Genomic DNA, 24242 nt, shown 5'->3' on the forward strand with positions numbered 1-24242 from the left:
GGGGTCTCGCCGCAGCCCGCGCAGGCGCCGGAGAACTCAAGCAGCGGCTGCTGGAACTGGCTGCCCTTGAGGCTCTCGCGCTTCACCAGTTCGCCCTTGAGGCTTACGGTTTCGCTGAAAACCTGGTTGGGCACCTGGAGTTCGGTCTGGCTCTCCAGGGGCTTCATGACCAGGGCCGGGGTCTTGGCGGGGCAGATGTCGGCGCAGTTGCCGCAGCCCATGCAGTCCAGGGTGTTGATCTGGATGCGGAAGGCCAGGTCCTTCAATTCCTTGCCCTGGGCGGGCAGGGTCTCGAAGCTCTTGGGGGCTTTCTTCATCTCGGCTGCGGTGGCCACAATCGGGCGGATGGTGGCGTGAGGGCAGACAAAGGCGCACTGGTTGCACTGGATGCAGTTGTCCTTGATCCACTCGGGCACCAGGATGGCCACGCCGCGCTTTTCGTACTGGCTGGTGGCCGTGGGGAAGGAGCCGTCCGGGTTGAACGCGCTGACGGGCAACTCGTCGCCCTTCTGGGCCAGAATGGGCCGCATGACGTTCTCGACGAAGGCCGGAACCTTGGAGGCGCTGGAGTCCTTGTCGATGGCCTTGGCCCAGCTGGCGGGCACCTGGATTTCGATGAGGTTGGCCAGCGTCTGGTCAACGGCGTCCACGTTCATCTTGACGATCTTGTCGCCCTTCTTGCCGTATTCCTTCTTGATGGATTCCTTCAGCAGGGCAATGGCCTTGTCGATGGGCAGCACCTTGGCCAGCTTGAAGAAGGCCGTCTGCATGATCATGTTGATGCGGTTGCCCAGGCCCACGGAAGCGGCGATCTTCACCGCGTCGATGGTGTAGAGCTTGACTTTCTTGTCCACAAGGGTGCGCTTCAGGGCGGCGGGGAGGTTGGCCTCCATGTCGGCTGCGGTGCTCCAGGTGGAGTTGAGCAGGAAGGTGCCGCCGGGCTTCATGCCCTCAAGCACGTCGTAGATGTGCACGTAGCTGGATTTGTGGCAGGCGATGAAGTCCGCCGAATCCACCAGGTAGGTGGACTGGATGGGCTTCTTGCCGAAGCGCAGGTGCGAGACGGTGATGCCGCCGGATTTCTTGGAGTCGTAGGCGAAGTAGCCCTGGGCGTAGAGCGGGGTGTTGTCGCCGATGATCTTGATGGCGCTCTTGTTGGCTCCCACCGTGCCGTCGGATCCCAGGCCCCAGAACTTGCACTGCACTGTGCCCTCTGGCGTGGTCGCCAGGGTCGGGCCCATGGGCAGGCTGCTCATGGTCACGTCGTCCTCGATGCCCACCACGAAGTGGTTCTTGGCCTTGGATTTTTCCATGTTCTTGTACACGGCCATGACCGCGTTGGGGCGGAATTCCTTGGAGCCCAGGCCGTAGCGTCCGGCGATGAGCTGCGGAATGGTCGTGGCGCGTTCGATGAAGGCCGCGCAGACGTCCTGGTACAGGGGGTCTCCGAGCGCGCCCGGTTCCTTGGTGCGGTCAAGCACGGTGATCTTCTTCACGCTCTTGGGCAGCACGGCGAAGAAGCTGGCCGCGTCGAAGGGGCGGTACAGCCGCACCTTGATGAGGCCGACCTTTTTGCCCTTCTTGACCATGGCGTTGATGACTTCCTGGATGGTCTCGCAGCCGGAGCCCATGGCCACGACCACGTTTTCGGCATCAGGAGCGCCAACGTAGTCGAAGGGCTTGTACTTGCGGCCAGTGATCTTGGCCACTTTCTTCATGTTCTCGATCACGATCTTGCAAACGGCGTTGTGATAGGGGTTGGCGCGTTCGCGGCCCTGGAAGTAGATGTCCGGGTTCTGGGCGGTGCCGCGCAGGTTCGGGTGCTCGGGGTTCATTGCCTTTTTGCGGAACTCGGCGATCTTGTCGTGGTTGACCAGTTTCGCCATGTCTTCGTAGTCGATGACCTCGATTTTCTGGACCTCGTGACTGGTGCGGAAGCCGTCAAAGAAGTGCACGAAGGGCAGGCTGGAGTCGATGGCGGACAGGTGGGCCACCAGGGCCAGGTCCATGCACTCCTGCACAGAGGAGGAGGACAGCATGGCGAAGCCTGTCTGGCGGCAGGCCATGACGTCCTGGTGGTCGCCGAAGATGGACAGCGCGTGGGCCGCGATTGCGCGTGCCGAAACGTGGAACACGCCCGGCAGCAGTTCGCCGGAAATTTTGTACATGTTTGGGATCATGAGCAGCAGGCCCTGGGAGGCCGTGAAGGTGGTGGTGAGCGCGCCGGCGGCCAGCGAGCCGTGCACCGCGCCCGCCGCGCCCGCCTCGGACTGCATCTGGCGGATGTTCACCACTTGGCCGAAGATGTTTTTGAGGCCTTTGGCCGCCCATTCGTCGGCAATCTCACCCATGGTGGACGAGGGGGTGATGGGGTAGATGGCCGCAGCCTCACTCATGGCATAGGCCACGTGAGTAGTGGCGGTGTTGCCATCCATGGTCTTCATTTTCTTCGCCATGTTTGTATCCCTCTTTTCAGATGGAAGGTTTGAACTTGTTGGTAGCGTATTACTGAGACTAGATGAATTCGTCGGACTTCGCAACTTGTGTGCCAAAAGGAACATGCAGGTAGTTGTACTTTGTTTTCAGGTGGTTATCCTTGTGTTCGGGCAGTGGCGGCAAGTCCTCTTGAAAATTGTCCGAAAAATCAGGCAAAGCGCGAATGTGAGGAAAGCCATGTGCCCGGATCTTCATGCGTCGCGTTGTCTGTTTTTGCGGACATCACGCTCGGTTTTTAACGTAGCAGGATGGCTTAAGGAAAATTGAACTGGCGAACCATGATTGTTTGCGCTAGTTCTTTCACGAATAGGAAAAGCAATCGTTGTTCAGCGGGGAACCATGGAACAGTGTGAACTGCCGCAGCCAAAAACCGCTTGGCGAAAGGCCAGTGAAGCCGCGCCGCGTTATCTGCCGTTTCTTTCCTGGTGGCCCAAAGTCACCAGGCGCACGCTGAAGGCCGACCTCTGGGCCGGGCTCACCGGCGCGGTCATCGTGCTGCCTCAGGGCGTGGCCTTTGCGGCCATTGCCGGGCTGCCGCCGCAGTACGGCCTGTATGCTGCCATGGTCCCGGTGGTCATCGCCGCGCTCTTTGGTTCGTCCCTCCACCTCGTCTCCGGCCCCACTACTGCAATTTCGCTGGTCATTCTGGCCAACGTCAGCCACTTCGCCGATCCCGGCAGCGCGGAGTACATCCGTCTGGTGCTCACTCTGACCTTTTTGGCCGGGTTGTTCCAGCTGGGCCTGGGCCTCGCTCGCATGGGCGCAGTGGTGAACTTCGTGTCGCACTCTGTGGTGACGGGATTCACTGCTGGCGCGGCCATTCTCATCGCCACCAGCCAGTTGGGCGGCTTTTTCGGCCTGACGCTGCCGCGAGGAGGCTCTGTCGTGGCCGCCTGGGGACGCCTGATCGCCCAGTTGCCCGATTTCAACCCTTACGTCACGGCCATTGGCGCGGGCACCATGCTCACGGCTCTGGCCATCCGCCGCCTGAACCCCAGGCTTCCCGCGCTGCTCATGGCGATGCTGACCGCCAGCGTCGGCAATCATCTTGTGAACGGCGCTGCCCACGGGGTCACCCTCATGGGCGCGCTGCCCGATGTTTTGCCGCCGCTTTCCCTGCCCGTGCCGGGCTTTGACGAGGTGCGCCTGCTGGTGCCAGGAGCGTTGGCCATCGCCATGCTGGGTCTGGCCGAGGCCGTCAGCATCGCGCGGGCCGTGGCCGCGCGCTCGCAGCAGATGATCGATAATTCTCAGGAGTTTGTGGGCCAGGGCCTGGCAAATGTCATCGGCAGCTTCTTTTCCGCCTATGCTTCGTCCGGGTCGTTCACGCGCACGGGCCTCAATTTCGAGTCCGGGGCCAAGACGCCCCTGGCTGCGGTGTTTTCAGCGCTTTTGCTGGCCGCCATCGTGCTGCTTGTGGCCCCGCTTACCGCTTATCTGCCTCTGGCTGCCATGAGCGGCGTCATTCTGCTTGTGGCGGTGAACCTTGTGGACCAGCACGGCATCCGGCACATCCTGCGCACGGACAAAAGCGAGGCCGGGGTGCTGGTCGTGACCTTCCTGGCCACGCTGTTCGTGCAGATGGAGTTCGCCATCTTCTGCGGCGTCATCCTGTCGCTGCTCATGTACTTGAAGCGCACCTCGCACCCGAGCTTCGTGGTGCTGGCGCCGGACCCGGACAACCTGCGCAGGCCGCTGGTGAACGTGGAGCGCAAGCCGGTGAAGGAGTGCCCGCAGCTCAAGATTCTGCGCCTGGACGGCAGCATCTTCTTCGGCGCGGTGACGCACATCTCCGAGGAGCTGCACCGCATCATGAACACCTTCCCGGAGCAGTGCCACATCCTCATCGTGGGCAGCGGCATCAATTTCATCGACGCCAGCGGCTGCCACATGCTCTTCAACGAGGCCCTGAGCCTCAAGCTCTCTGGCCGGGACATGTTCTTCTGCTCGCTCAAGACGGATGTGCGGGAGGTGCTCAAGCGCGGCATGTGCCTGAAGCGTTTGGGCGGGGAGCACATTTTTGAGTCCGAGGGCCAGGCCATCGCCCTGATGGTGCAGCGCCTGGACCCGGAGCGCTGCGCCTGCTGCCATTTGCGCGTGTTCCGCGAATGCGAGCGCATGCCCGGCGGCGAGCACTATCTGCCGCTTAAGTCGAGTGTGTAAAGAGCCGCCAGGCCGAGAACGCGAACCACCCGGCATAGCCCAGCAGCATGAGGCCGAGTGCGCGCATGACCAGCGCGTAGGCCGGGCTGCCCATGAGCGGCCCGAAGCGCCCGGTAAGCCAGGCCACCAGCACCTTGGCGCCGATGAGGCAGCCGAAGAATCCCGCCAGAAACGCCGCAGCCGCGGCGGCGCCAGCGTCCCAGGCCTGGGCCAGCAGCGGCGCGCCTACGCTTCCCCAGAACAGATACGGGCTCGGGCTCAGCAGGTTGGCCAGCACGCCTTTTCGCAAAGATTTTGGCCGGATTTGCGCCGGTGCTGCGGCCTGCGGGCGGAAGCGCAGGCTGGCGCATGCGCATTTGCACAGGTAGCCCGCGCCGCACAGGGTGAGCAGAGCCAGTAGCTGCGGGTGGCTGGAAAGCCCGGCGGTGAGGGCCAGAGCCGTGAGCACGATGGGCAGATCTGTGAGCAGGGGTGAGGCGGCGACCTTCGCGCCCTCGCGCACGGAGTAAGTGAGTGTCTGTACGATGACCAGGGCCAGCAGCGGGCCAGGGGACAGCCCGGCGGAAAGGCCCAGGGCCGCGCCCGTGAGGGCTGCTGTGGCGGGTCCGTCGATCATGGAGGGGCGTTGCCGGGCCGGAGCCTAGGGCATGTTCTCGGGGTTTGAGTTCGGCAGGGCGCTGGGCACGGGGCCAAGAGCCATGTCGAAGCGGCGCAGGAATTCCTCGGCCTTTCCCTCACCCAGGGGCCGCGCGAAGAGATAGCCCTGGAAGTACTCGCAGCCCAGGTCGCGCAGAATGCCCTGCTGGCTCAGGGTCTCGACGCCCTCAGCCACCACGTCCATGCGCAGGCTCGTGGCCAGTTGGATGATGGCCCGCACGATCTCCAGGTTCTCCTTTCCGCACTCCAGCATGCGCACGAAGGACAGGTCTATCTTCAGGTGGTCCAGCGGCAGGCGGGTCAAGTAGGCCAGGCTGGAATACCCGGTGCCGAAATCGTCCACGGAGAAACTGACGCCCATGTCGCGCAGTTCCTCAAGCTTGTTCAGAACCATGGTGCCGCCCTGCATCAGCGCCGTCTCCGTCACCTCGAACTTGAGGTTTCGGGCGGGCAGGCCGGTTTCTGTCAATATTTCGCGCACGCGCGGCAGGAAGTCCGGCTTAGGCACCTGCTGAGGCGAAAGATTCACTGAAAGCATGGCGTCTTTCAGGTGTGGATAGCGCTCGCGCCACCGGTTCAGGATGCGCGAGCCCTCGCGCAGGGCCCAGTAACCCAGCTCCACCACTTTGCCGGACTCCTCGGCGATGGGGATGAACTCGCCGGGCATGATGAGCCCGCGTTCCGGGTGTTTCCAGCGCGCCAGGGCTTCGAACCCGAAGAGCTGCTGACCCACGCCGATCTGGATGATGGGCTGGAACTCGAGATAGAATTCCCCGCGCGACAGGGCGCGATCCATCTCGTTTTCCAGGCGCACCACTTTGAGGGTCTGGGCCAGCAGGGAGGGCGTGAAGCTCTTGACCCGGTTGCGGCCCATGGATTTTGCGCGATGCATGGCCAGGTTGGCGTTGCGCAGCACCTCCTCGGCGCTGGCCGCTGCGGTTTGCCCCAGCGCGAGCCCTATGCTGGCGGTGATGGTGATGTCTTGCCCCTGCACAGGGATGGGGACGGCCATGGCCTCGTGGATGCGCCGGATGGCCTGGATGGGCCGCTTGTAGGAGTCGAACTCCTCCATGACCACCACAAACTCGTCGCCGCCCATGCGGGCCACTGTGTCCAGTTCGCGCACGCTTGCGCGCAGACGGCTGGCTATCTCCACCAGCACTGCGTCGCCCGCTGCGTGGCCCATGGTGTCGTTGATGAGCTTGAAGCGGTCCAGGTCGAGGTAGATGACTGCGTAGCGGTAGTCGGGTCTGCGGCGCACGCGCTGCAGCGCGGTGTCGATGCGCTCCACGCAGAGGGAACGGTTGGCGATGCCGGTGAGCGGGTCGTGCAGGGCCTGGTGGCGCAGGCGCGTTTCCAGACGTTTTTGTTCCGTGTGGTCAATGAACATGCAGGCGCACACGCCGGGCTCGGTCTGGAAGCAATGCAGCTCAAAGGCTCCGGCGATCTGGTCGTCGCGGTAGTCGGTGTGGCCGGTTTTCCATGCCTCACCGTGGGTGCAGGTGTGCGCCATGCGCTCCCGCAACTCCGGCGAGGACAGCTCAGGAAAGGCGGCTTCCAGAGGCTGGCCCACAAGCTGGGCGTGGTCGCGGTGCAGGATCTTGTCCGCAGCCGGATTGGCGGCCTTGAGCACAAGGCGCCCGCCGGGGGCGAGCCGGTAGAAGTGAATGCCCAGTGGCGAGGCCTGGAACAGGGTGTCGGCGCGGCGCTCGGATTCTTGCAGGGCGCTCTCTGCGGCCTTGCGCATGGTGATGTCTACGCCGGACTCCCAGCAGGACCAGCCGACCACGGGCTGCGCCTGCCGCACCTGGTTCCAGGCGATGACGCGCTTGCTGCCGTCCTTGGCGCGCATGAGGGTTTCGCGCTCCTGAAAGCAATCGGGTTCGTTGTGCCAAGCGCGCACAGCTTCGCGGTAGTGTGGGTCGGGGTAGAAACGCTCAAATATGTCCACCCTTCCCAGCACCTCGGAGGCCGGGTAGCCCAGCACGCGCTCGCACTCCCGGTTCCAGAACACGATGCGGCCATTGTCGTCGTGGGCGTGGAGCAGCAGCGGCAGGTTGTCCACCAGGGCTTCCAGGCGTTTCTGGTGCAGGGCGCAGGCGAGTTCCGTGTCGCGCAGGGCGGTGATGTCCAGGACGTGCCCGGCGATGAGCTTGGCCGGCCGGGCTGTGTCTGGCAGGGTTTCGCGCATGACGTAGACCACATGCTCGCGGCCATTCACCACCAGCACGCACTCAAGGTCGTCATCGCGTCGTTGACCCTGCGGCGGGAAGAACAGGGCTTCCTCCGCGCCCAGCAGCGCCTCGGCCGGTTTGTCCAGCACGCGGCAGGCGGCCTGATTCACGTAAACCAGGAGGCCCCGTTGATTTGATGCGAAGACGGGCAGCGTGAGGGTGTCGAGAATGCGGGCAAGGCTCCGCGCTGTCATATTCGTCTCCGGCCTTACGCCGGAGAGCGTCGGAAACTGCTGCTTGCTGCTCACCGCTTGGGGGGACGGTTTGGTGCGCATGCTCACCTGCATGTTGGAAGATGGTGTTGCTTCCGCATAACACCATCGTGCATAAAAGCAAAGGGGTGAGCAGAAGCTCTTGTGATGATGGCCTGCGCTGGTCTGGACTCCAGGCAGCAGAGCGTGCTAGTTTAATGTCGGTGCGATGCGCCGCGAGACGGATGCTTTGTGTGGAGGATGTTATGCTTAAGGATTTTAGAGAGTTCATAATGCGCGGCAATGTGGTGGACATGGCCGTGGGTATTGTCATCGGCGCGTCCTTCGGTGGCATCGTCAAGTCCCTGGTGGACGATGTGCTCATGCCGCCCATCGGGCTTTTGCTGGGCCGGGTGGATTTTTCCAACCTGTACCTGATATTGCGTGAAGGAGCGGTGCCCGGCCCTTATGCAGCGCTGGCCGAGGCCAAGAAGGCCGGGGCCGTAACGCTGAACCTGGGGCTCTTCGCCAACACTGTCATCAACTTCCTCATCGTTGCTCTGGCAATCTTTCTAGTGGTCCGCGCCGTGAATCGTCTGCGCGACATGCAGAAGAAGGAGGAGCCGCAGGCCGCGCCCAGCAACCGCGATTGCCCATTCTGCGCCATGAACATCAGCCTCAAGGCCGTGCGCTGCCCGCACTGCACGTCTGAACTTCCAGACTGAGCACTGCTGCCAAGCGCTTGTTCTTTTGCGGCCTGCCGTCAGGGGGGCTCTCTGGCTGTGCGGCTTGTTTAACAGTGGCTTTGCGTGAATGAGATGGCGCTATGTGCGTCATAGCGTTAATTGCTTGCAGTTTTTACTCATTTAGCTTTATGCTTAATAAAGGCCCGGTGCTGTGGTTGTATTGCGTTCTTTGTTTTTTTGAAGTGGCGCTTGATATAGTTGATCTGTTTTGACTGTTGCGGTGGTTTTGCCAACTTCTCTGCTTTTGGGCGAAATTCCGCATGGCGCTGATCGCGCAGGGGGCATTTCGTTGAAGATGTCGCCTGCTTTTGCCCAAGCCAATTGCCAAGGTCTATTGTTGTAGGCGGAGGTTCCCCCCATGCATCTCTGCATGTTCAAGGGTCTCAAGGCCCGACTGCTCGTCATCGTTCTGCTGGCCATGCTGCCGGTGCTCTTCATCGCCTTGTACATGGCTGCGGAAGACTATCAACTGGCCAAGACCGCTGCCGTTGAGAACAGCAGGCGCCTGACCAGGGCTTATGCGGCATCGGGCAACGCCCTCATCGAGCAGACGAGCCAGCTTATGCGGCAGGCGGTCCAGCTAGCCCAGGGACAGGAGCCAGACCCAGCCGCCTGCGCCCGCATCATCGATTCCCTGCAGCAATCCCGGCACCATCGCATCGGCATCGCCCGCGCGGATGGACAATCCCTTTGCTCATCATCTCCCGGCGTCGGGCCTGGACCGCTTCTGACCGAAGGCTGGTTTCGCAAGGCGCTGACGGCGAAGTCCCTTGTCATCGGCCATTTTCAGGTGGACCCTTCCGACGGCTCGGCAGAGTTGCCTCTGGCCTTCCCCGCGACGGGCCCCGGCGGCGAGGTTCGCTTTGTGCTTACTCTGGGGCTGCGTCTGGAGAGCCTGCAGGACATTCTGGATGATCAGCCCCTGCCGGAAGGCGCTACGGCATCCATCATCGACCGCACCGGAACCATCCTGGCGCGTTTTCCAGATGACCCGGCGGCCGTTGGCCGCAGCGCCCCAGGGGCCGACTCCTTGCTGCCCGAGCTGCTCCGCCTGGGCCAGGACACCTGGGAGACAAAGGGCGTGGATGGGGTAGCGCGAATTTATTTCCTATCCCCGCTGACAGCCGGGCAGGATCGCGGCCTGTTTCTTCGGGTGGGCATGCCTGCCCACGTTGCCTTTGCCGCAGCCGACCGCGCCCTGGCGCGCAATCTGGGATTCATTGGCCTCATGTGCGGGGTTGTGCTGCTCGTCACCTGGATTTTCAGCAACACGCTGGTTCTGCGTCACGTAAAGACCCTGTGGGCTGCCACCCGGAAGCTTGCGGAGGGGAATTACAGCCACCGCATCGGGTCCACCGGTGGCGGGGAACTAGGCGAGCTGGCCTTGGCTTTTGACCATATGGCCGGAGTGCTGGAGGACCGCACGGCACAGCTTACGGATGCTGAGATCAAGTATCGGGAGATATTCGAGAACTCAGTGGCCGGCATCTTTCAGGCCACGCCCGAAGGGCGCATCCGCGACGCCAACAAAGCCATGGCCCAGCTCCTCGGCTACAAGGAGCCGAGGGAACTGATGCAACGCGTGGGCGACATCGGCAGGGACGTATTCGCCGTGCCTGAGCACCGGCGTGAGGTGCTGGAGCGGCTGAACCGTGAAGGCTCGGTGTCCTGCCTGGAGTTCCCGGCCAAGCACGCCAGCGGCGCTGAAGTGTGGCTGTCCATGGACGCTCGGGCCATCCGCACAGTCGAAGGCGTGGTTGCATACTACGAGGCCATGGTCTCCGACATCACCCCGCGCAAGAAGATGGAGCAGGAGCTGCGATCCAAGCAGGAGAAGCTGCAAGCCCTGCTTGAGCACTCCCCGGCACTCATCAGCGTCAAGGACGCACAGGGCCGTTATCTGCTTTCCAGCCGCATGCACCAGGAGGTCCACTCCTTGTCGCTGCCTGTGGTCGGCAGGCGCGTGGATGAGATTTTTTCGGTGGAAGTGGCCCGGAGCATCCTGGCGGAGGACGCCCAGGTGTTGGCCCAGGACAAGCCCATGACCTACCAGCGCCCGCTGACTGTGGGCGGCGAGGCGCGGCACTTCGTGGCCATCAAGTTCCCCCTGCGCGACGCCAGCGGCAAGCCGGACCGCGTGGGCACCATATCCTGCGACGTGACGGATCTGGAGCGCGTGCGCGAGGCTCTGCGCCAGAGCGAGGAGAAGTTCCGCATCATGATCCAGACCTCGCCGGACCTCATCTGGCTCATCGACCCGCAGGGGCGCTTGATGGAGGTCAACTGCGCCAGTCAAGCGCTCATCGGCTATACGCCGGAGGAGCTGCGCGGCCAGCATTTCAGCCGGTTCTTCCATCCGGAGGATCTGCGCGCCCACGACCGGGACCAGGTCTTGCCCCACTTTGTGGGCGGTGCGCGCGGCAAGGAAGATCCGCCGAAACTCATCAATGAGCGCCGCCAGTTGCCGCGCTCCACCCGCAACCTGAATCTTCGGCTCATCCCCAAGGCGGCAGAGCGGGGGGGAGAGGCTTGCCGCAGCTTCGAACTCTCCTCCTGCGGGCTGTGGCAGGACATGGCGTTCATGGGCACCATCGTGGTCATCCGAGACATTACCGAGCGCAGGCGCGCCGAAACCGAGCTGACCCAGAGCCGCGAGCTGCTCCGGCAAACGCAGGCCATGGCGCGTATCGGCGGGTTCACCGTGAACCTGGACACGCGTGAGGGCAGTTGGACTGATGAGGCCGGGCGGCTGCTGGGCTACCCCGGTGGCGAGATGCCTGACCTCTGGACCTGCCAGGACTTTCTGGACCCGGAAGAGCGTGAAGGGTTCCGCGCCGCCCTGTTGCGGGCGGAGGAGCATGGCGAGGGCTTCGATCTGGAGCTCAAGCTGAGCCGCGGCGTTGGGCCGCAGGCTTGGGTGCGCTTCATGGGCCGCCGGGCCGATGGCGGGGACGTGCGCCTGCTCTCGGGCTTCATCCAGGACATCACGCAGCGCATGGAGCTGGAGCAGCTCAAGTCCGACATCGACAACATCATCCGCCACGACCTCAAGGCTCCGCTCAATGGCATCATCAACCTGCCGCAACTTTTGAAGGACGACGGCAACCTCAATGCGGAGCAGGTGGAGATCCTGCAGTTCATCGAGGACAGCGGACGCACCATGCTCCGGCAGGTGGACATGTCCCTGGACCTCATGAAAATCGAGCGGGGGCAGTACGAGAGTGCCCCTGCGGCGTGCGACCTGGCGCCCCTGCTGCGCGAGATTGTGGGCATCCTGCGGGATTCCGCGCGGGTCAAGCGGGTGGATATCCGGGTGAGCCTGTGCGGAGGCCCTTTGACGCAGGATAGCATGTTCCTGGTCTGGGGCGAGGAGCGCCTGTGCCGCCCCATGCTCATCAATCTGGTGCAGAATGCTTTAGACGCCTCGCCTGCGGGAGAGGCTGTGCTGGTAGAACTGGAGCAGGGCAAGTGTTCGCGCATCGTCATCCGCAACTGCGGAGAGGTGCCGGAGCCTGTGCGCGAGCGGTTCTTCGACAAGTACGCAACCAGCGGGAAGTCCGGCGGCACCGGCCTTGGCACCTACTCGGCCCAGCTCTTTGCCGAGGCGCAGAACGGCTGTGTGGACCTCGACACCTCCGTGCCAGGCTGCACCAGCCTCATCGTGCGTCTGCCCCGTCCGTAAAGCTCTAGGCCGCTATGGCACCAGCACCGTCGCTTCCTGGGTTTCCGGCTCCTGGAAGGGGTTGCGGTGGGCGGCGGTCATGAACAGGTAAGGGTAGTTGGTTTTCAGGTGGCGCATGTAGGCCAACCATTGGCTGGCGAGCAGGCGGTAGGCGCGCTCCAGGTCGCCATGCACGTGGGTGTGGTCCGCCGCAGAAAGCTCCGTCAGGTCGAAGCGGAACTCCAACTCCTCCTTGATGTGCAGCACGGCCCAGAGCAGGTCCGTGAAGGTCTCGTGCTCCAGCAGGTTGGGATTTTCCAGCAGTCGCACCAGAAGCGGACTCTTCTCGGCCAGGAAGGCCTTGATGCGAGCCAGGGCCTCCGCGTCCGCCCGCACCTGGAAGCGGTGGGCCGCCAGGGCCTTGGAGTAGAGGGCGAAGCTCTTGTCGGTCCAGGAGTCGTGCTGCGGGGGCAGGGTTGCGCGCAGTTCCGCAAGTCCCTGGTCGAGGGCGGTGAACTTGCGCATGAGGGTGGTGCCCGCCTCGCTGAAAAACACGCCGATGACCATGTTCAGCTTTTCCATGCGCTCGCGCTGCTCGCGCCGGGAGAGCAGGTGGTCCGCAGTGGCGGCCATGGCGGACATGAACGAGCCCACGCCGGTGAGGATCATGAAGGCGGCCACGAACCTGCCAGCGCCGGTGAAGGGCACAACGTCGCCGTAGCCCACGGTGGACATGGTGACCACGCTGAAATAGAGCGCGTCGCCCAGGGGCAGCCCCTCCACGTGCATCAGCGCCAGGGTGCCGCAGATCAGCACCGTGAGCATCACCCCTATGGACACCAGCACGCGCTGCTGGCCGGAATCGAGCTTCATTCGACTTTTCCTTTGACCAGGGCAGCGTAGCTGCGGATTGTCTCGCGGCCTGCCAAAGCCAGTTGCGCGCCCCGCGACAGGGCAAGCAGTTCGTCCACTTGCGGCAGGGCCAGCACCGGCGCAAGAAAGCGCACCCGGCGGGCTATCTCGCCTGCGAGATACTCGCTGCGGGCCATGCCTCCGGTGAGCACCACCGCTGCCAGGCCATCCGCCGTTTCCTCAAAGAGCGCAGCCGCCATGCCGCCAATGGACTTGGCGACGCCATAGGCCAGAGCCTGGATGGCCTCTCCGCAATGGGCCTCGCCCGCGCGGAAACGCTCTTCCACTTCGCGCAGATCGTTTGTGCCCGTGTGCGCGTAAAGGCCGCCCGCAGTCAGGATCTCGCGGCGCAGCAGGGCCGGGTCCGCGCCCTTCTGGACCATCTCCACCAGCACCAGGGCGGGCAGCGATCCTGCACGCTCGGCGCTCATGGGGCCTTCGCCGTCCAGGCCGTTTGTCACGTCCACCACCTGTCCGCGGTCGTGCGCGCCCACGCTCACTCCGCCTCCCAGGTGCGCCACCACAAATTTGGCGTCCTCGTAGCGGACACCCACCTGTTCCGCCGCCAGTCTGGCGGCCATGCGCTGGGAAAGGGCGTGGAACACCGTGCGCCGCCGGATGCGCGGCAGGCCGGTGATGCGCGCGATGTCGCGCAGTTCGTCCGTCACCGGGGGATCGACCACATAGGCCGGGCAGCCGGAGGCCTGGGCGAAGAGCAAAGCCAGGGGCGCGCCCAGGTTGCAGGGGTGCTCGCCGTGGGCATTTCTGGACAGTTCGTCCAGCATAATGTCATCCACGGCGTAGACGCCGCCGGGCAGGGGCTGTAAAAGCCCGCCGCGTCCGGCCACGGCGTCGAAGGCCGTGCAGCAGCCGTGGCGAAAGAGCGCCTGCTCCACGGCCATGCGGCGCATGGGCAGCTGGGCCTGAATGCCGCAGCAGGCGTTGAGGTCATCCTTAGGATGGCGCGCTTCCTCGCTGAACAGGAGCTTGTCGCCCTCGAACACCGCCAGCTTGGTGGAGGTGGAGCCGGGATTGATGCACAAGACCCGAGGGCTTATGCGCGGTTTGGTTGCGCTGCTCATGCCGGGCTCCCGTTTTGCTGGGCGAGGTATACGGCCAGGGCGATGGACACGAACTTGGAGCGCTCGGAATCCCCGCGCGAAGGCACCACCACAGGCGCCTTGCTGCCCACCACCACGCTGGCCAGCGGGATGTTCAGCAGGGTGCTCAGCGCCTTGTGCAGGATGTTGCCGGACTCGATGTCCGGGGTGAGCAGGATGTCCGCATGCCCGGCCACGGGGTTGTCGATGCCCTTGAGCTTGGCCGAGGCTGGCGAGACCGCCAGATCAAGGGCAAGCGGCCCGGCCACCAGCGCGTCGCCAAAGGTTCCATCCGCCGCCATCTTGGACAGGAGATCCGCGTCCAGGGTTGCGGGCATGGCCGGGAAGTTGACCTTCTCCGTCGCGGCCAGCACTGCCACGCGCGGCTGCCGGATGCCGAGGGCGCGCGCCACGCCAAGGGCGTTTTTGATGATGTCCATCTTGCGCTGGAGGTTGGGGCGGATGTTCACCCCGGCGTCGGTGAGCAGCATGAGCCGGGGGGAATCATGCTGGTTCGGGGCGTCGAAGACGGAGACAAGGCTCACGATGCCGCCCGGCGACACAAGCCCGGCGCCCTTGGCCAGCGCGGCCTTGAGCAGCGTCGCCGTGGACACCAGCCCCTTCATGATGAACTGCACCTTGCCTTGGCGGTAGTAGTCAACGGCCAGGGCCACTGCTTCATTGTCGTCCGGGCAGTCTACAAATTCGAAGTCCGCGAAGTTGGGGCACAGGGTTTCCGCCGCGGCGCAGGCGCGCCCACGGTCGCCGATGAACACCGGACTCGCCAGGCCCGCCTCTGCCGCAGCCAGGGCGGCGCGGAGCACAAAGCGTTCCGCGCAGGGCGCGATGGCCACGCGCATGGTGCTGCCATGCGCCTGCACCGCCCGGATGATGTCGTCCAGGCATTTCACGGGCTACTCATCGCCGCGCTTGAGCGCTATCTTGCCCGTGCGGGCCATGGACAGGATGCCGAAGGGCGAGAGCATGCGGATGAGCCCTTCCACGCGTTCGGAATCGCCGGAGAGCTCCACCGTGATGCACTTTTCGCCCAGGCCCACCACCCCGGCGCGGAAGACCTCCAGGATCTGCATGAGCTGCGACAGGCTTTCCCCGTCGCGCTGCACCTTCATGAGCACCAGCTCGCGGTCCACGAACTCGCGGCGCGAAAGATCATCCACCTGGATGACGAAGGGCATGCGGCCAACGGCTTCCATAAGGCCGTTGGCATCGTCGCCGGTGAGTTCGTCCGGGGCCTCGAAGCAGATGACCATGCGCGAGACTTCGGGTTTTTCCGTCTCGCCGCTGGAGATGCTGCGGATGTTCAGGCCGCGGCGCTTGAATTCCTCGGCCATGTCCGCAAGAACGCCGCTGCGGTTGGCCACCAGGGCGGAGATTGTGTGTTTCACTGTGTTTGGCTCCTTGGCTTGTGGCGCGGGAATACCTTCATTGATTGCTGGTTTAATGTTACCGAAAACCGGCATGGAAGCAAGGGCGCAGCTTCCCCATGTCCTTGCCTTTGCTCTCCGTCCAAGGTAAGTACGAGAATGGAATTTTTGAATCAATTCCCTGCCGCGCATGGAGGCGAGAGACCCTCATGAAGATCCGTTGCTGGGGTGCGCGCGGTTCCATTCCCGTGTCCGGGCCGGAGTATCTGCGCTACGGTGGCGACACCGCATGTGTCGAAATCCGTTCGAAAAACGATGAAATCCTCATCCTCGACGCGGGGACGGGCGTTCGTGCCCTTGGCTGCGAGCTGGCGCGCCAGAACCGGCACAGCCTGACCCTGCTTTTTAGCCATTACCACTGGGACCACATTCAGGGGTTGCCGTTTTTTAAGCCGCTGTACAATCCAAAGACCGAGCTGCGCCTGGGCGGCAGCCGTGGCGCGCAGCGCGATCTCAAGCGTGTGCTGGCCCGGGCGCTGCGCCCGCCATTTTTTCCCGTGCCGCTGGTCAAGGTGCCTGCCACAGTTTCTGTCCTCGCGTTCAAGGATGAGACCTTGCAGGTGGACAGCCTTCGCGTCCGGCGCATCGCCGCCTCTCACCCGAATGGCTGCGCTGGCTTCCGTATTGAAGAGGACGGCAGAAGCATCGTCTACCTGACGGACAACGAGCTGTCTCTGCGGCACCGCGGCGGGCTGGGCTATGCGGAGTACGTGGCCTTCTGCCAGGGCGCGGACCTGCTCATCCACGACACGGAGTACACGCCCGAGGAATACTCGCAGCGGCGCGGCTGGGGGCACTCGCATTATGCCGAGGCCGCGCTCTTGGCCCGCGAGGCCGGGGTCAAGACTCTGGGGCTTTTTCATCACAACCAGGAGCGCACGGATGAGGCCCAGGACAAGCTTCTTGAGTGCTGCCGGGGGCTTCTCTCTTCTCCGGGCGATCCGGCTTGCCTGGCGCTCTTCCAAGGCTTCAGCCTTGACCTCTCCGGTTGAGCTGTCACCCTTGCGCAACCCCTTGGGCCGCCAGGGGGCAAACCGTTGCGGCACTTGATTTCTCCCCTCATACGTGCCACACCTGCACCTGCCGCATGAGGCGGCCATTGAAGCATCCAGACAAGGGGAGAGTGATATGCGCGCACTCATTGTCGATGACGATTTCTACAGCCGGGTGGTGTTGCACGATATGCTCCGGGCCGTGGCTGAATGCCACATCGCCGTCAACGGAGAAGAAGCCGTCGGAGCCTTCAAGAAGGCGCTTGAGGATGGCCGCCCCTACGATCTCGTGTGCCTGGATCTCGTGATGCCTGAGATGGACGGCCAGCAGGCCTTGCAGGAAATGCGCGCCCTTGAGGACGAGCAGGGCGTTGACCATGCGGCCCGGTGCGTGGTTTTTGTGGTGAGCATGGTTGAGGACAACCGGGAAACCAACGAGGCCTTTTTCCTCGGAGGGGCCAACTGTTTCCTGGTCAAGCCCATCGAGGAGGTTCGGCTCATGGTCGAACTCCGCGATCACGGGCTTCTGGGCTGACACCCACGCGCGGCAGTGTTTGAATTTCGCGCAAAAGTCGGCTACAGCAAGCCGCGTCGGGTAGCGCTGCGCTCCCGGCAGGAAGGTGCATGAGTCAAATTCTTGGGATCAAGTTCAGCGATCATGGACCGGTGTGCTATTTCGCCTCCGGCGCTCATGTTTTGCGCATAGGCCAGCACGTGCTTGTGGAGACTGACCAGGGCCAGGCCCTTGGCCGCGTGGCTACCATCAAGACCCCGGACGGCACGCTGCCGCTGGCCCAGCCTGTGGCGCACGCCCAGGCCCGGCTGGTTGGGCAGGATGCCCCCCCCGCAACTGCACAGCCCTCCGGTGCCCCAGCCCCTCCCCAGTCGGCATCGGACCAGCCAGCCCCGTTTGAGGACGGCTTCGCCACGGCGCAGTGGGGTGAGCCCTTGCCCGAAGAGGAGCCCGGTTGCATGCCCGGCGATCCCAGCGACCCCCTGGCCGCTGATCCTGTTGCGGATCCTTTCGGGGGGGCCGCCGAGTCCAGTTGGCCTCCAGCCCCGGCGGACGACCTTTCTGTAGATGCCGCCCTTGTTCCGCCCGCCGCCACCGTTGCGGCCCGGCATGACGACGGCCTTTCCGGCGGCCCGGAGATCCTTTCCGGCGGCCCTGCGGCGGCAGAGCCCGTTCACGGCTCCAACAGCCCTGTGGCCCTGTTCGCCAGCGACCAGGCCACCACGCAGCCCATTCCCCACAGCACCAGCGGTCTGGAGCCCATCTCCCGCTTGGCCACCGAGGGCGATCTGGAGGTCCACGCGGAGAACCGCCGCCTGGCCCGCCGGGCCTTCGCCTTCTGCCGGGGCTGCATCAACGCCCAGAACCTGGACATGAAGCTGGTGGACGTGGAGGTGCTGCACGACCGCAGCAAGATGATCTTCTTCTTCACCGCGCCCAACCGCATCGACTTTCGCGAACTCATCAAGAGCCTTGTGCGCGAGTTTCACACCCGCATTGAGCTGCGCCAGATCGGAGTGCGCCACGAGACGCAGATGATCGGGGCCATCGGCAACTGCGGGCAGGTCTGCTGCTGCCGCCGGTTTCTGCGCAAGTTTGCTCCGGTGACCATCAAGATGGCCAAGGAGCAGAATCTGTTCCTGAACCCGGCCAAGATCTCCGGAATCTGCGGGCGGCTTCTGTGTTGCCTGAGCTACGAGCAGAAGGGGTACGAGGAGTTCCACAAGCAGTGCCCTAAGATCGGCAAGCGTCTCCAGACGCCCATCGGCTCCGTGAAGGTGCTGCGCGCCAATTTCTTCAAGAAGTCCATCTCGGTCTGGGTGGAGGATGTGGGCGAACGCGAGTTCACCCTGGAAGAATGGAAGGACATGTTGAACCGTCAGCCGGGCGATGCCCAGCCTGAAGTCGCGCCCCAGGAACCCCAGGGTAGGCAAGGTTCGGGCAGGTCCACTGGGCGCGTGTCCACTGGGCGTCCCGCTCGACCGGAGCGCGGCGCAAGGCCCGAAAAGGCGGAGCGCCCGGAACGGGGCGAACGGCCTGAGCGCCCGGAACGGGGCGAGCGCCCGGAAAGTCCTGCAGCCGCGCCAGCAGGCGCGCAGCCCCCAAGGAAGGAACCGCGCCCGGAGGGGCAGGCCCAGCCAGAGGGCGTCGAAGGCGAGGCGCGTGAGCGCACCAGACCCCGCCGTAAGCGCCGCAAGAGCAGGGGACCCAAGCCGGCGTAATCGTACAGCGCGAGACATCGACCACACATATTCGCATCATATCTGCGCAATGCGGCCCATTGAGGGCCGCAGAGGGCCGGGCGGTCTTGAGCTGATTGCGGCGCCGCCCGGCAAACGTTTTTCAGGAGTAGCAAAGTGAACCGCTTTTTCGTCACCACCCCCATTTTCTACGTCAACGCCAAGCCCCACCTGGGGCACGCCTTCACCACCATCCTGGCGGATGCGCAGTCCCGGTTTCACACCCTCATGGGTGATGAGTCCTACTTCCTTACCGGCACGGATGAGCACGGCGACAAGATCGCCAAGGCCTCCGAGGCCGCCGGGCAGTCGCCCAAGGAATACGCCGACCAGATCAGCGGACTGTTCCGGGACCTTGCGCCCGTTGTTGGGGCCAAGCCCAATCAGTTCATCCGCACCACGGACCCGGACCACATCAAGACCGTGCAGAAGGTGTTGCAGAAGGTCTACGAGAGCGGCGACATTTATTTTGGCGAATACGGCGGGCATTACTGCTTCGGCTGCGAACGCTTCTACACCGAGAAGGAGCTTGTGGACGGCATGTGCCCGGACCACAAGACCAAGCCGGAGTACATCGCGGAGAAGAACTACTTCTTCCGCATGTCCAAATATCAGGGCTGGCTCATCGATCACATCAACGAGCACCCGGAGTTCATCCGCCCGGCGCGCTACCGAAACGAGGTGCTGAGCCTGCTGGAGTCCGGCGCCCTTGAGGACCTGTGCATCTCCCGCCCCAAAAGCCGCCTCACCTGGGGCATCGAGCTGCCCTTTGACCCGGATTTCGTCTGCTACGTGTGGTTCGACGCGCTCTTGAACTACGTGAGCGCCCTCAACTACCCGCGCGGCGACAAGTTCAAGAAGTTCTGGCCCGCCGCCAACCATATCGTGGCCAAGGACATTCTGAAGCCCCACGCCGTGTTCTGGCCCACCATGCTGAAAGCCGCAGGCCTGCAACCCTACCAGTCCCTCAACGTGCACGGCTACTGGCTGGTGCGCGACACGAAGATGTCCAAGTCCTTGGGCAACGTTGTCGAGCCCAAGCGCATGGTGGACACTTACGGCGCCTCGGCTTTCCGCTATTTCCTGCTGCGCGAGATGGCCTTCGGCTCAGACGCCTCGTTCACGGAAGAGGCCCTTGTTGGGAGGCTCAACGCCGACCTGGCCAACGACCTGGGCAATCTGTTCAACCGCGCCCTGGCCATGACCCACAAGTATTTCGACGGCAAGGTTCCAAGTCCTGCCGAGGAGTTTCAGGAAGACGCCGAGCTTAAGCATCTGGGGCTTGAAGCCATGCAGGGTTTCCAAGAAAACTTTGCGGAGTTCCGCACCGCCCGCGGCCTGGAGTCACTTTGGGAGCTTGTGCGTGCGCTCAACAAATATATCGACCAGACCGCTCCCTGGACTCTTTACAAGAACAAGCAGATGGCTCGTTTGGGCACGGTGATGTACGTGGTGCTGGAGCACATGCGCAAGGTTGCCGTGCACTTGTGGCCCGTCATGCCCGAGGCCAGCGTGAAGATGCTGGAGCAGTTGGGCATGCCCTTTGACCTGGACAAGATCGTGCTGCCTAAGGAACCCGAGGTTTGGGGCGTGCTGGAGTCCGGCGTGGCCGTGGCCGCCACCTCCAACCTGTTCCCGCGCGTGGAGCTGCCCGAGCCTACGCCGCCAGCAGCCAAGGAAGCGCCTGCCCTGGAGGCGAAGAAGTCCAAGGCTGATAAAGCGCCCAAGGAGCCCCAGGCCCCGGCTGGACCCCTCGAAAACATCGAGTTCACGGATTTTCAGAAGCTTGACCTTCGCGTGGGCACCGTGGTCTCTGCGGAGAAACACCCGGACGCAGACAAACTGCTGGTCGTCAAGGTCGCCCTGGGCGAGGCCGAGCCGCGGCAGGTGGTCGCCGGTTTGGCTGACCGCTTCAGCCCTGAGGATCTGGTGGGCAAGCAGGTGGTCGTAGTCGCCAATTTGGCTCCGCGCAAATTGCGCGGCGTGCAGAGCCAGGGCATGATCCTGGTGGCCAAGGACGCCGAGGTGACGAGGCTGCTGACCGCAGCCGGGGCCGTCGATGACGGCGGCAAGGTGGCATAGGGAAACAGAGAAGAGAATCAGGGGCTCCGCCCCTGCACCCCGCCAAAGGACATGCGTCCTTTGGAATCCCATAGCGCGAAGTGGCGTTCTCCAGCGTAAAACCGCAGGAGGACGCCACTTCGCTTTGATTATGACCTGTGGGCTTTGCGGCGTTGCCTACAGTCTTGGATTATTGGGGCACTCCAGCGGCCTTCATGATCTGGTTCAACTTGTCTGTAGCCTTGGTGAACAATTCCTGGGCTTGGGCGCTTTTCTTGCGGTATTCGAGCAAGGCCATGGGGCTTTTTTCCGCGATGAAGGTGTTGATAGATTCAAAGGACTCTGCATGCGCTTTATAGGAGGCGGCCAAGTCGTTTTTGGTTTCACTCAGCAAGCTTTTGGCTTCTGGGGGCAGCATGTCGGGAACGTTCGCCTTGGTCAGCGACTCGACCGTGCGGATGCTTTCATTCTTCGCCTTGTCGATGATGGACGTCAGGGTGATGGAGCCCTCACCCCCCTTGATGACGTTCACAACCTCATCCTCGGCCACCTTGATGGCTTTGCCAGCAAGGTTTTCGATGCTTAAGAGATCTTTGTAATATGCGACCAGCGCATCTTTCTCACTCTGCGAAAGCGTGATGCTCGGAATCTGCTGCGCCTGCTCCGGCGCTTTTTCGCTTGAGCATCCGAATAACGACATTGTGAGTGCTACAAGAACAATTGCTAAACTTTTCTTCATGATGCTTCTCCATAAGTTGTGCTTGTTATCCGCAGACGCCTGCGTATGCAAATTCTCCAGGCATGGGCCGCCAAGGCCGAGTGTGCCGTAGCCGCATGATGCTGTCCGCCGAAGGCGCGGAGGAATGCTTTATCTGGTCGCACAGTTCTGGGCCGCTGTTCACAAAATCAGCAGCGCAGATGAACCAGCGGGAAGAGCGATTCCTTCGGTTTTTGAAATAGGCACTGTCAGTGCGTGGCGGCTAGCCGCCTTCATGCTGACTGTTGTCTCCTGCGCCAGAATTTGAAGGCCTCAAACCATCCGATGCTTGCCACGCCGGCCAAAACGCAGAGGCCAAGGTCCATTGGCCGCAGCGCGTTCAAGTGGAGCAGGCCGCGAAGGGCCGGGACGTTCAGCACCAGGCCCAGCATCACCATGGCTCCGCCGACCACCCAGAAGAGCGCAACGTTGGGCTCTCGAAACATGCTGACCATGCTGCGAACCCAAGAGCGGTTGGTCAGAATCAGCCCCAGGTTGCCAACCACCAGCGTGACGAAGACGAAGGAGCGCAGCGAATCCTCCTGCCCCTGTCCAAGGACCCCTGCCGCCCAGTACATGAGCAGCAACGCCGCCAACACGCCGCAGCCCTGCAACACGCTGACAGTCAGCACCCGCGCATTGAACAGCCGCTCGTCGGGCTTGCGCGGGGGGCGGAGCATGATATTCTTTTCGGCGTCTTCGGCTTCGAAAATGAGCGCGCAGGCCGGGTCGATGATGAGTTCAAGAAACACAATGTGCACTGGCAGCAGCAAGAGCGGCCAGTCGGCGAAGAACACCGGGATCATGGACAGTCCGGCGATGGGCACATGGATGGCCAGGGTGTATCCCACGGCCTTTCTGATGTTGTCGTAAATGCGGCGACCCAGGCGGATGGCCTGCACGATGGAGCTGAAATCGTCATCGAGCAGGATCAGGGCTGACGCCTCGCGCGCTACGTCCGTCCCCCTTCCGCCCATGGCGATGCCGATGTGCGCGGCCTTGAGCGCCGGGGCGTCGTTGACGCCGTCTCCGGTCATGGCCACGATATCACCGTTGGCCTTGAGCGCGTTAACCAGGCGCAGCTTCTGCTCTGGCACCACGCGGGCGAATACGTCGACGCCTGGAATGCGCAGCGTGAGCTCCTCGTCGCTCATGGCGTCCAGCTCCGGTCCGGTTATCACATGCTCCTGGGCTCGCAGCCCGATCTGCCTTGCGATGCTCCGGGCCGTGTCTGGGTGGTCTCCGGTGATCATGATGACCCGGATGCCCGCTGTGTAGCATTCCTGGATCGTTGCCGGGACAGTGGCGCGGATGGGGTCTTCCAGGCCAACAAGGCCAAGGAATTCGAAGATGAAATCGTGCTGCTCCTGTGGCAGCTGGCCTTTGGGCCAATGGGCCCGCGCCACGCCGAGCACCCGCAGGCCCTTTTGGGCCATGCGCCCCACCTGATCGATCATGACTTCAGTCTGTTCCTCCTCAAGGTGGCACAGCTCTGCAATGGCCTCAGGCGCGCCCTTTGCGGCCACAACGAAATACTCCCCGTCCGCTGCGCGCCAAACGTGGGACAGGGCCAGAAGCTCAGGCGAAAGAGGGTAGTCCCGAACCATTTCCCATTGCTCGTGCCAATGATCCGTCTTGCCCAGGTGGGCGTCGCCCAGTTGCCGCAAAGCGCGCTCCATGGGATCGAAGACTTCCTTTTTGCTGGCCAGCACGCCGTATTCCAAGAGCGTGTGGAATGCTTCCGGTAGAGTCGCGTCATCGTCCGCGACAAAGGTCTGGCCGTTTGCGTGCAGTTGCCGCACGGTCATCTGGTTGAGCGTGAGGGTGCCGGTTTTATCCGTGCACAGCACCGTCGCCGCGCCAAGGGTTTCGATGGCGGGCATGCGCCGGGTGAGCACGCGGCTGCGGGAGATGCGCCATGCGCCAAGGGCCAGAAAGATTGTCAGGATGACCGGGAATTCTTCAGGAAGCACGGCCATGGCCATGGTGATGCCTGCCAGCATCGCCTGAACCCAGCTCTCCGGCGTGTTGCCGCGCGTCAGGCCATAGGCGACAATGACCACAGTGCAGAGCCCCAGGCCGATGGCCGCGAGTTGTTTGACCATGCGGCCTGTCTCGTTCTGAAGGGGCGTCTTCTCCTGCTCGATGGTTTGAAGCGCCTTGCCGATCTTGCCAAGCTCCGTGCGCGCGCCGGTGGCCACCACCTCGGCCAGGCCCTGTCCTCTGGTGATGAGCGAGCCGGAGAAAACATCGGGCAGGTCGTCGCCGCCGGGTTTTCCTGTCTGACTGGCTATTTCGGAGCTTCCCTTGCGCACCGGCGCCGATTCGCCCGTCAGCAGGGACTCGTCGGCATAGAGATTGAGCGCCTGGCGCAGAACCGCATCCGCAGGAACTCTGTCGCCTTCCGAAATGAGGAGCAGATCCCCCCGGACCACCTCGCGTCCGGCGATGCGCCGCTGCTGGCCGTCGCGCAGCACCAGTGCGCGTGGGCTGGAGAGGTCGCGCAGGGCGTCCAGGGCGCGCTCCGTGCGGCGTTCCTGCACAATGGTGATGCCCATGACCACGAAGACGAAG

The 24242-nt window shown here is 63.3% G+C and carries 17 protein-coding genes; 7 read left to right on the plus strand and 10 right to left on the minus strand.

Annotation, left to right across the window (positions count from 1 at the left end; genetic code table 11):
* Together nifJ and Q8O35_RS08700 are read right to left on the minus strand one after the other, a co-directional pair.
* The coding region (nifJ, locus tag Q8O35_RS08695) for a pyruvate:ferredoxin (flavodoxin) oxidoreductase (RefSeq protein WP_305572296.1) at positions 1-2456 on the minus strand (2456 nt) is incomplete at its 3' end.
* A gap of 58 nt (positions 2457-2514) precedes the next feature.
* Positions 2515-2691, minus strand: a complete 177-nt coding sequence (locus Q8O35_RS08700; protein ID WP_305572298.1) for a hypothetical protein — start codon at positions 2689-2691, stop codon at positions 2515-2517.
* Between the two features lie 144 nt (positions 2692-2835).
* Here Q8O35_RS08700 and Q8O35_RS08705 point away from each other — a divergent pair, with 144 nt between their 5' ends.
* Positions 2836-4659: a SulP family inorganic anion transporter gene (locus Q8O35_RS08705; protein WP_305572300.1), complete on the plus strand. Its 1824-nt coding sequence runs from the start codon at positions 2836-2838 to the stop codon at positions 4657-4659.
* Here the strand turns inward: Q8O35_RS08705 and Q8O35_RS08710 are convergent.
* Together Q8O35_RS08710 and Q8O35_RS08715 are read right to left on the minus strand one after the other, a co-directional pair.
* Positions 4643-5275, minus strand: coding sequence for a LysE family translocator (locus Q8O35_RS08710; RefSeq protein WP_305572302.1), 633 nt, complete (start codon positions 5273-5275; stop codon positions 4643-4645). The two genes, Q8O35_RS08705 and Q8O35_RS08710, sit on opposite strands and share 17 nt — an antisense overlap.
* Before the next feature lie 24 nt (positions 5276-5299).
* Positions 5300-7744: an EAL domain-containing protein gene (locus tag Q8O35_RS08715; protein ID WP_305572304.1), complete on the minus strand. Its 2445-nt coding sequence runs from the start codon at positions 7742-7744 to the stop codon at positions 5300-5302.
* A 263-nt stretch (positions 7745-8007) separates the two neighbouring features.
* On the opposite strand from Q8O35_RS08715, the gene mscL reads away from it, so the two are divergent.
* Positions 8008-8466, plus strand: a complete 459-nt coding sequence (mscL, locus tag Q8O35_RS08720) for a large-conductance mechanosensitive channel protein MscL (RefSeq protein WP_305572306.1) — start codon at positions 8008-8010, stop codon at positions 8464-8466.
* A 379-nt stretch (positions 8467-8845) separates the two neighbouring features.
* Entirely contained in the window at positions 8846-12169 is a 3324-nt protein-coding gene (locus Q8O35_RS08725) for a PAS domain S-box protein (RefSeq protein WP_305572309.1), read from the plus strand.
* 12 nt (positions 12170-12181) lie between these two features.
* Here Q8O35_RS08725 and Q8O35_RS08730 read toward each other — a convergent pair whose 3' ends face one another.
* Genes Q8O35_RS08730 through ilvN form a run of 4 tightly spaced genes read right to left on the minus strand, consistent with a single transcriptional unit; the run spans position 12182 to position 15566 of the window.
* Positions 12182-13021, minus strand: coding sequence for a potassium channel family protein (locus Q8O35_RS08730; RefSeq protein WP_305572311.1), 840 nt, complete (start codon positions 13019-13021; stop codon positions 12182-12184).
* Entirely contained in the window at positions 13018-14142 is a 1125-nt protein-coding gene (gene buk / locus Q8O35_RS08735) for a butyrate kinase (RefSeq protein WP_305572313.1), read from the minus strand. Before buk ends, Q8O35_RS08730 begins: the two co-directional genes overlap by 4 nt.
* Positions 14139-15071 (minus strand): phosphate acyltransferase, encoded by a 933-nt coding sequence (locus tag Q8O35_RS08740; protein ID WP_305572315.1) that lies wholly within the window; start codon positions 15069-15071, stop codon positions 14139-14141. Before Q8O35_RS08740 ends, buk begins: the two co-directional genes overlap by 4 nt.
* A gap of 3 nt (positions 15072-15074) precedes the next feature.
* Positions 15075-15566, minus strand: coding sequence for an acetolactate synthase small subunit (ilvN, locus tag Q8O35_RS08745; protein ID WP_305572317.1), 492 nt, complete (start codon positions 15564-15566; stop codon positions 15075-15077).
* A 188-nt stretch (positions 15567-15754) separates the two neighbouring features.
* Here ilvN and Q8O35_RS08750 point away from each other — a divergent pair, with 188 nt between their 5' ends.
* From Q8O35_RS08750 to metG, 4 genes are all read left to right on the plus strand, one after another.
* Positions 15755-16597: an MBL fold metallo-hydrolase gene (locus tag Q8O35_RS08750; RefSeq protein WP_305572320.1), complete on the plus strand. Its 843-nt coding sequence runs from the start codon at positions 15755-15757 to the stop codon at positions 16595-16597.
* A 136-nt stretch (positions 16598-16733) separates the two neighbouring features.
* Entirely contained in the window at positions 16734-17132 is a 399-nt protein-coding gene (locus Q8O35_RS08755; protein WP_305572322.1) for a response regulator, read from the plus strand.
* A gap of 89 nt (positions 17133-17221) precedes the next feature.
* A complete protein-coding gene (ricT, locus tag Q8O35_RS14845) occupies positions 17222-18832 on the plus strand; it encodes a regulatory iron-sulfur-containing complex subunit RicT (RefSeq protein WP_371133115.1) in 1611 nt (536 codons plus the stop codon).
* 135 nt (positions 18833-18967) lie between these two features.
* Positions 18968-20932, plus strand: coding sequence for a methionine--tRNA ligase (gene metG / locus Q8O35_RS08765; RefSeq protein WP_305572324.1), 1965 nt, complete (start codon positions 18968-18970; stop codon positions 20930-20932).
* Between the two features lie 169 nt (positions 20933-21101).
* On the opposite strand, the gene Q8O35_RS08770 is transcribed toward metG, so the two are convergent.
* A complete protein-coding gene (locus tag Q8O35_RS08770; RefSeq protein ID WP_305572326.1) occupies positions 21102-21650 on the minus strand; it encodes a hypothetical protein in 549 nt (182 codons plus the stop codon).
* 251 nt (positions 21651-21901) lie between these two features.
* Positions 21902-24242 (minus strand): cation-translocating P-type ATPase (locus Q8O35_RS08775; RefSeq protein WP_305572328.1); only part of this gene is annotated, 2341 nt, incomplete at its 5' end.

Source organism: Humidesulfovibrio sp. (assembly GCF_030689645.1).
GTDB lineage: Bacteria > Desulfobacterota > Desulfovibrionia > Desulfovibrionales > Desulfovibrionaceae > Humidesulfovibrio.

Coding starts and splice junctions, on each gene's coding strand:
- Q8O35_RS08700 (WP_305572298.1), bottom strand. CDS start 2,691: ATGAAGATCCGGGCACATGGCTTTCCTCACATTCGCGCTTTGCCTGAT.
- Q8O35_RS08705 (WP_305572300.1), top strand. CDS start 2,836: ATGGAACAGTGTGAACTGCCGCAGCCAAAAACCGCTTGGCGAAAGGCC.
- Q8O35_RS08710 (WP_305572302.1), bottom strand. CDS start 5,275: ATGATCGACGGACCCGCCACAGCAGCCCTCACGGGCGCGGCCCTGGGC.
- Q8O35_RS08715 (WP_305572304.1), bottom strand. CDS start 7,744: ATGACAGCGCGGAGCCTTGCCCGCATTCTCGACACCCTCACGCTGCCC.
- mscL (WP_305572306.1), top strand. CDS start 8,008: ATGCTTAAGGATTTTAGAGAGTTCATAATGCGCGGCAATGTGGTGGAC.
- Q8O35_RS08725 (WP_305572309.1), top strand. CDS start 8,846: ATGCATCTCTGCATGTTCAAGGGTCTCAAGGCCCGACTGCTCGTCATC.
- Q8O35_RS08730 (WP_305572311.1), bottom strand. CDS start 13,021: ATGAAGCTCGATTCCGGCCAGCAGCGCGTGCTGGTGTCCATAGGGGTG.
- buk (WP_305572313.1), bottom strand. CDS start 14,142: ATGAGCAGCGCAACCAAACCGCGCATAAGCCCTCGGGTCTTGTGCATC.
- Q8O35_RS08750 (WP_305572320.1), top strand. CDS start 15,755: ATGAAGATCCGTTGCTGGGGTGCGCGCGGTTCCATTCCCGTGTCCGGG.
- Q8O35_RS08755 (WP_305572322.1), top strand. CDS start 16,734: ATGCGCGCACTCATTGTCGATGACGATTTCTACAGCCGGGTGGTGTTG.
- ricT (WP_371133115.1), top strand. CDS start 17,222: ATGAGTCAAATTCTTGGGATCAAGTTCAGCGATCATGGACCGGTGTGC.
- Q8O35_RS08770 (WP_305572326.1), bottom strand. CDS start 21,650: ATGAAGAAAAGTTTAGCAATTGTTCTTGTAGCACTCACAATGTCGTTA.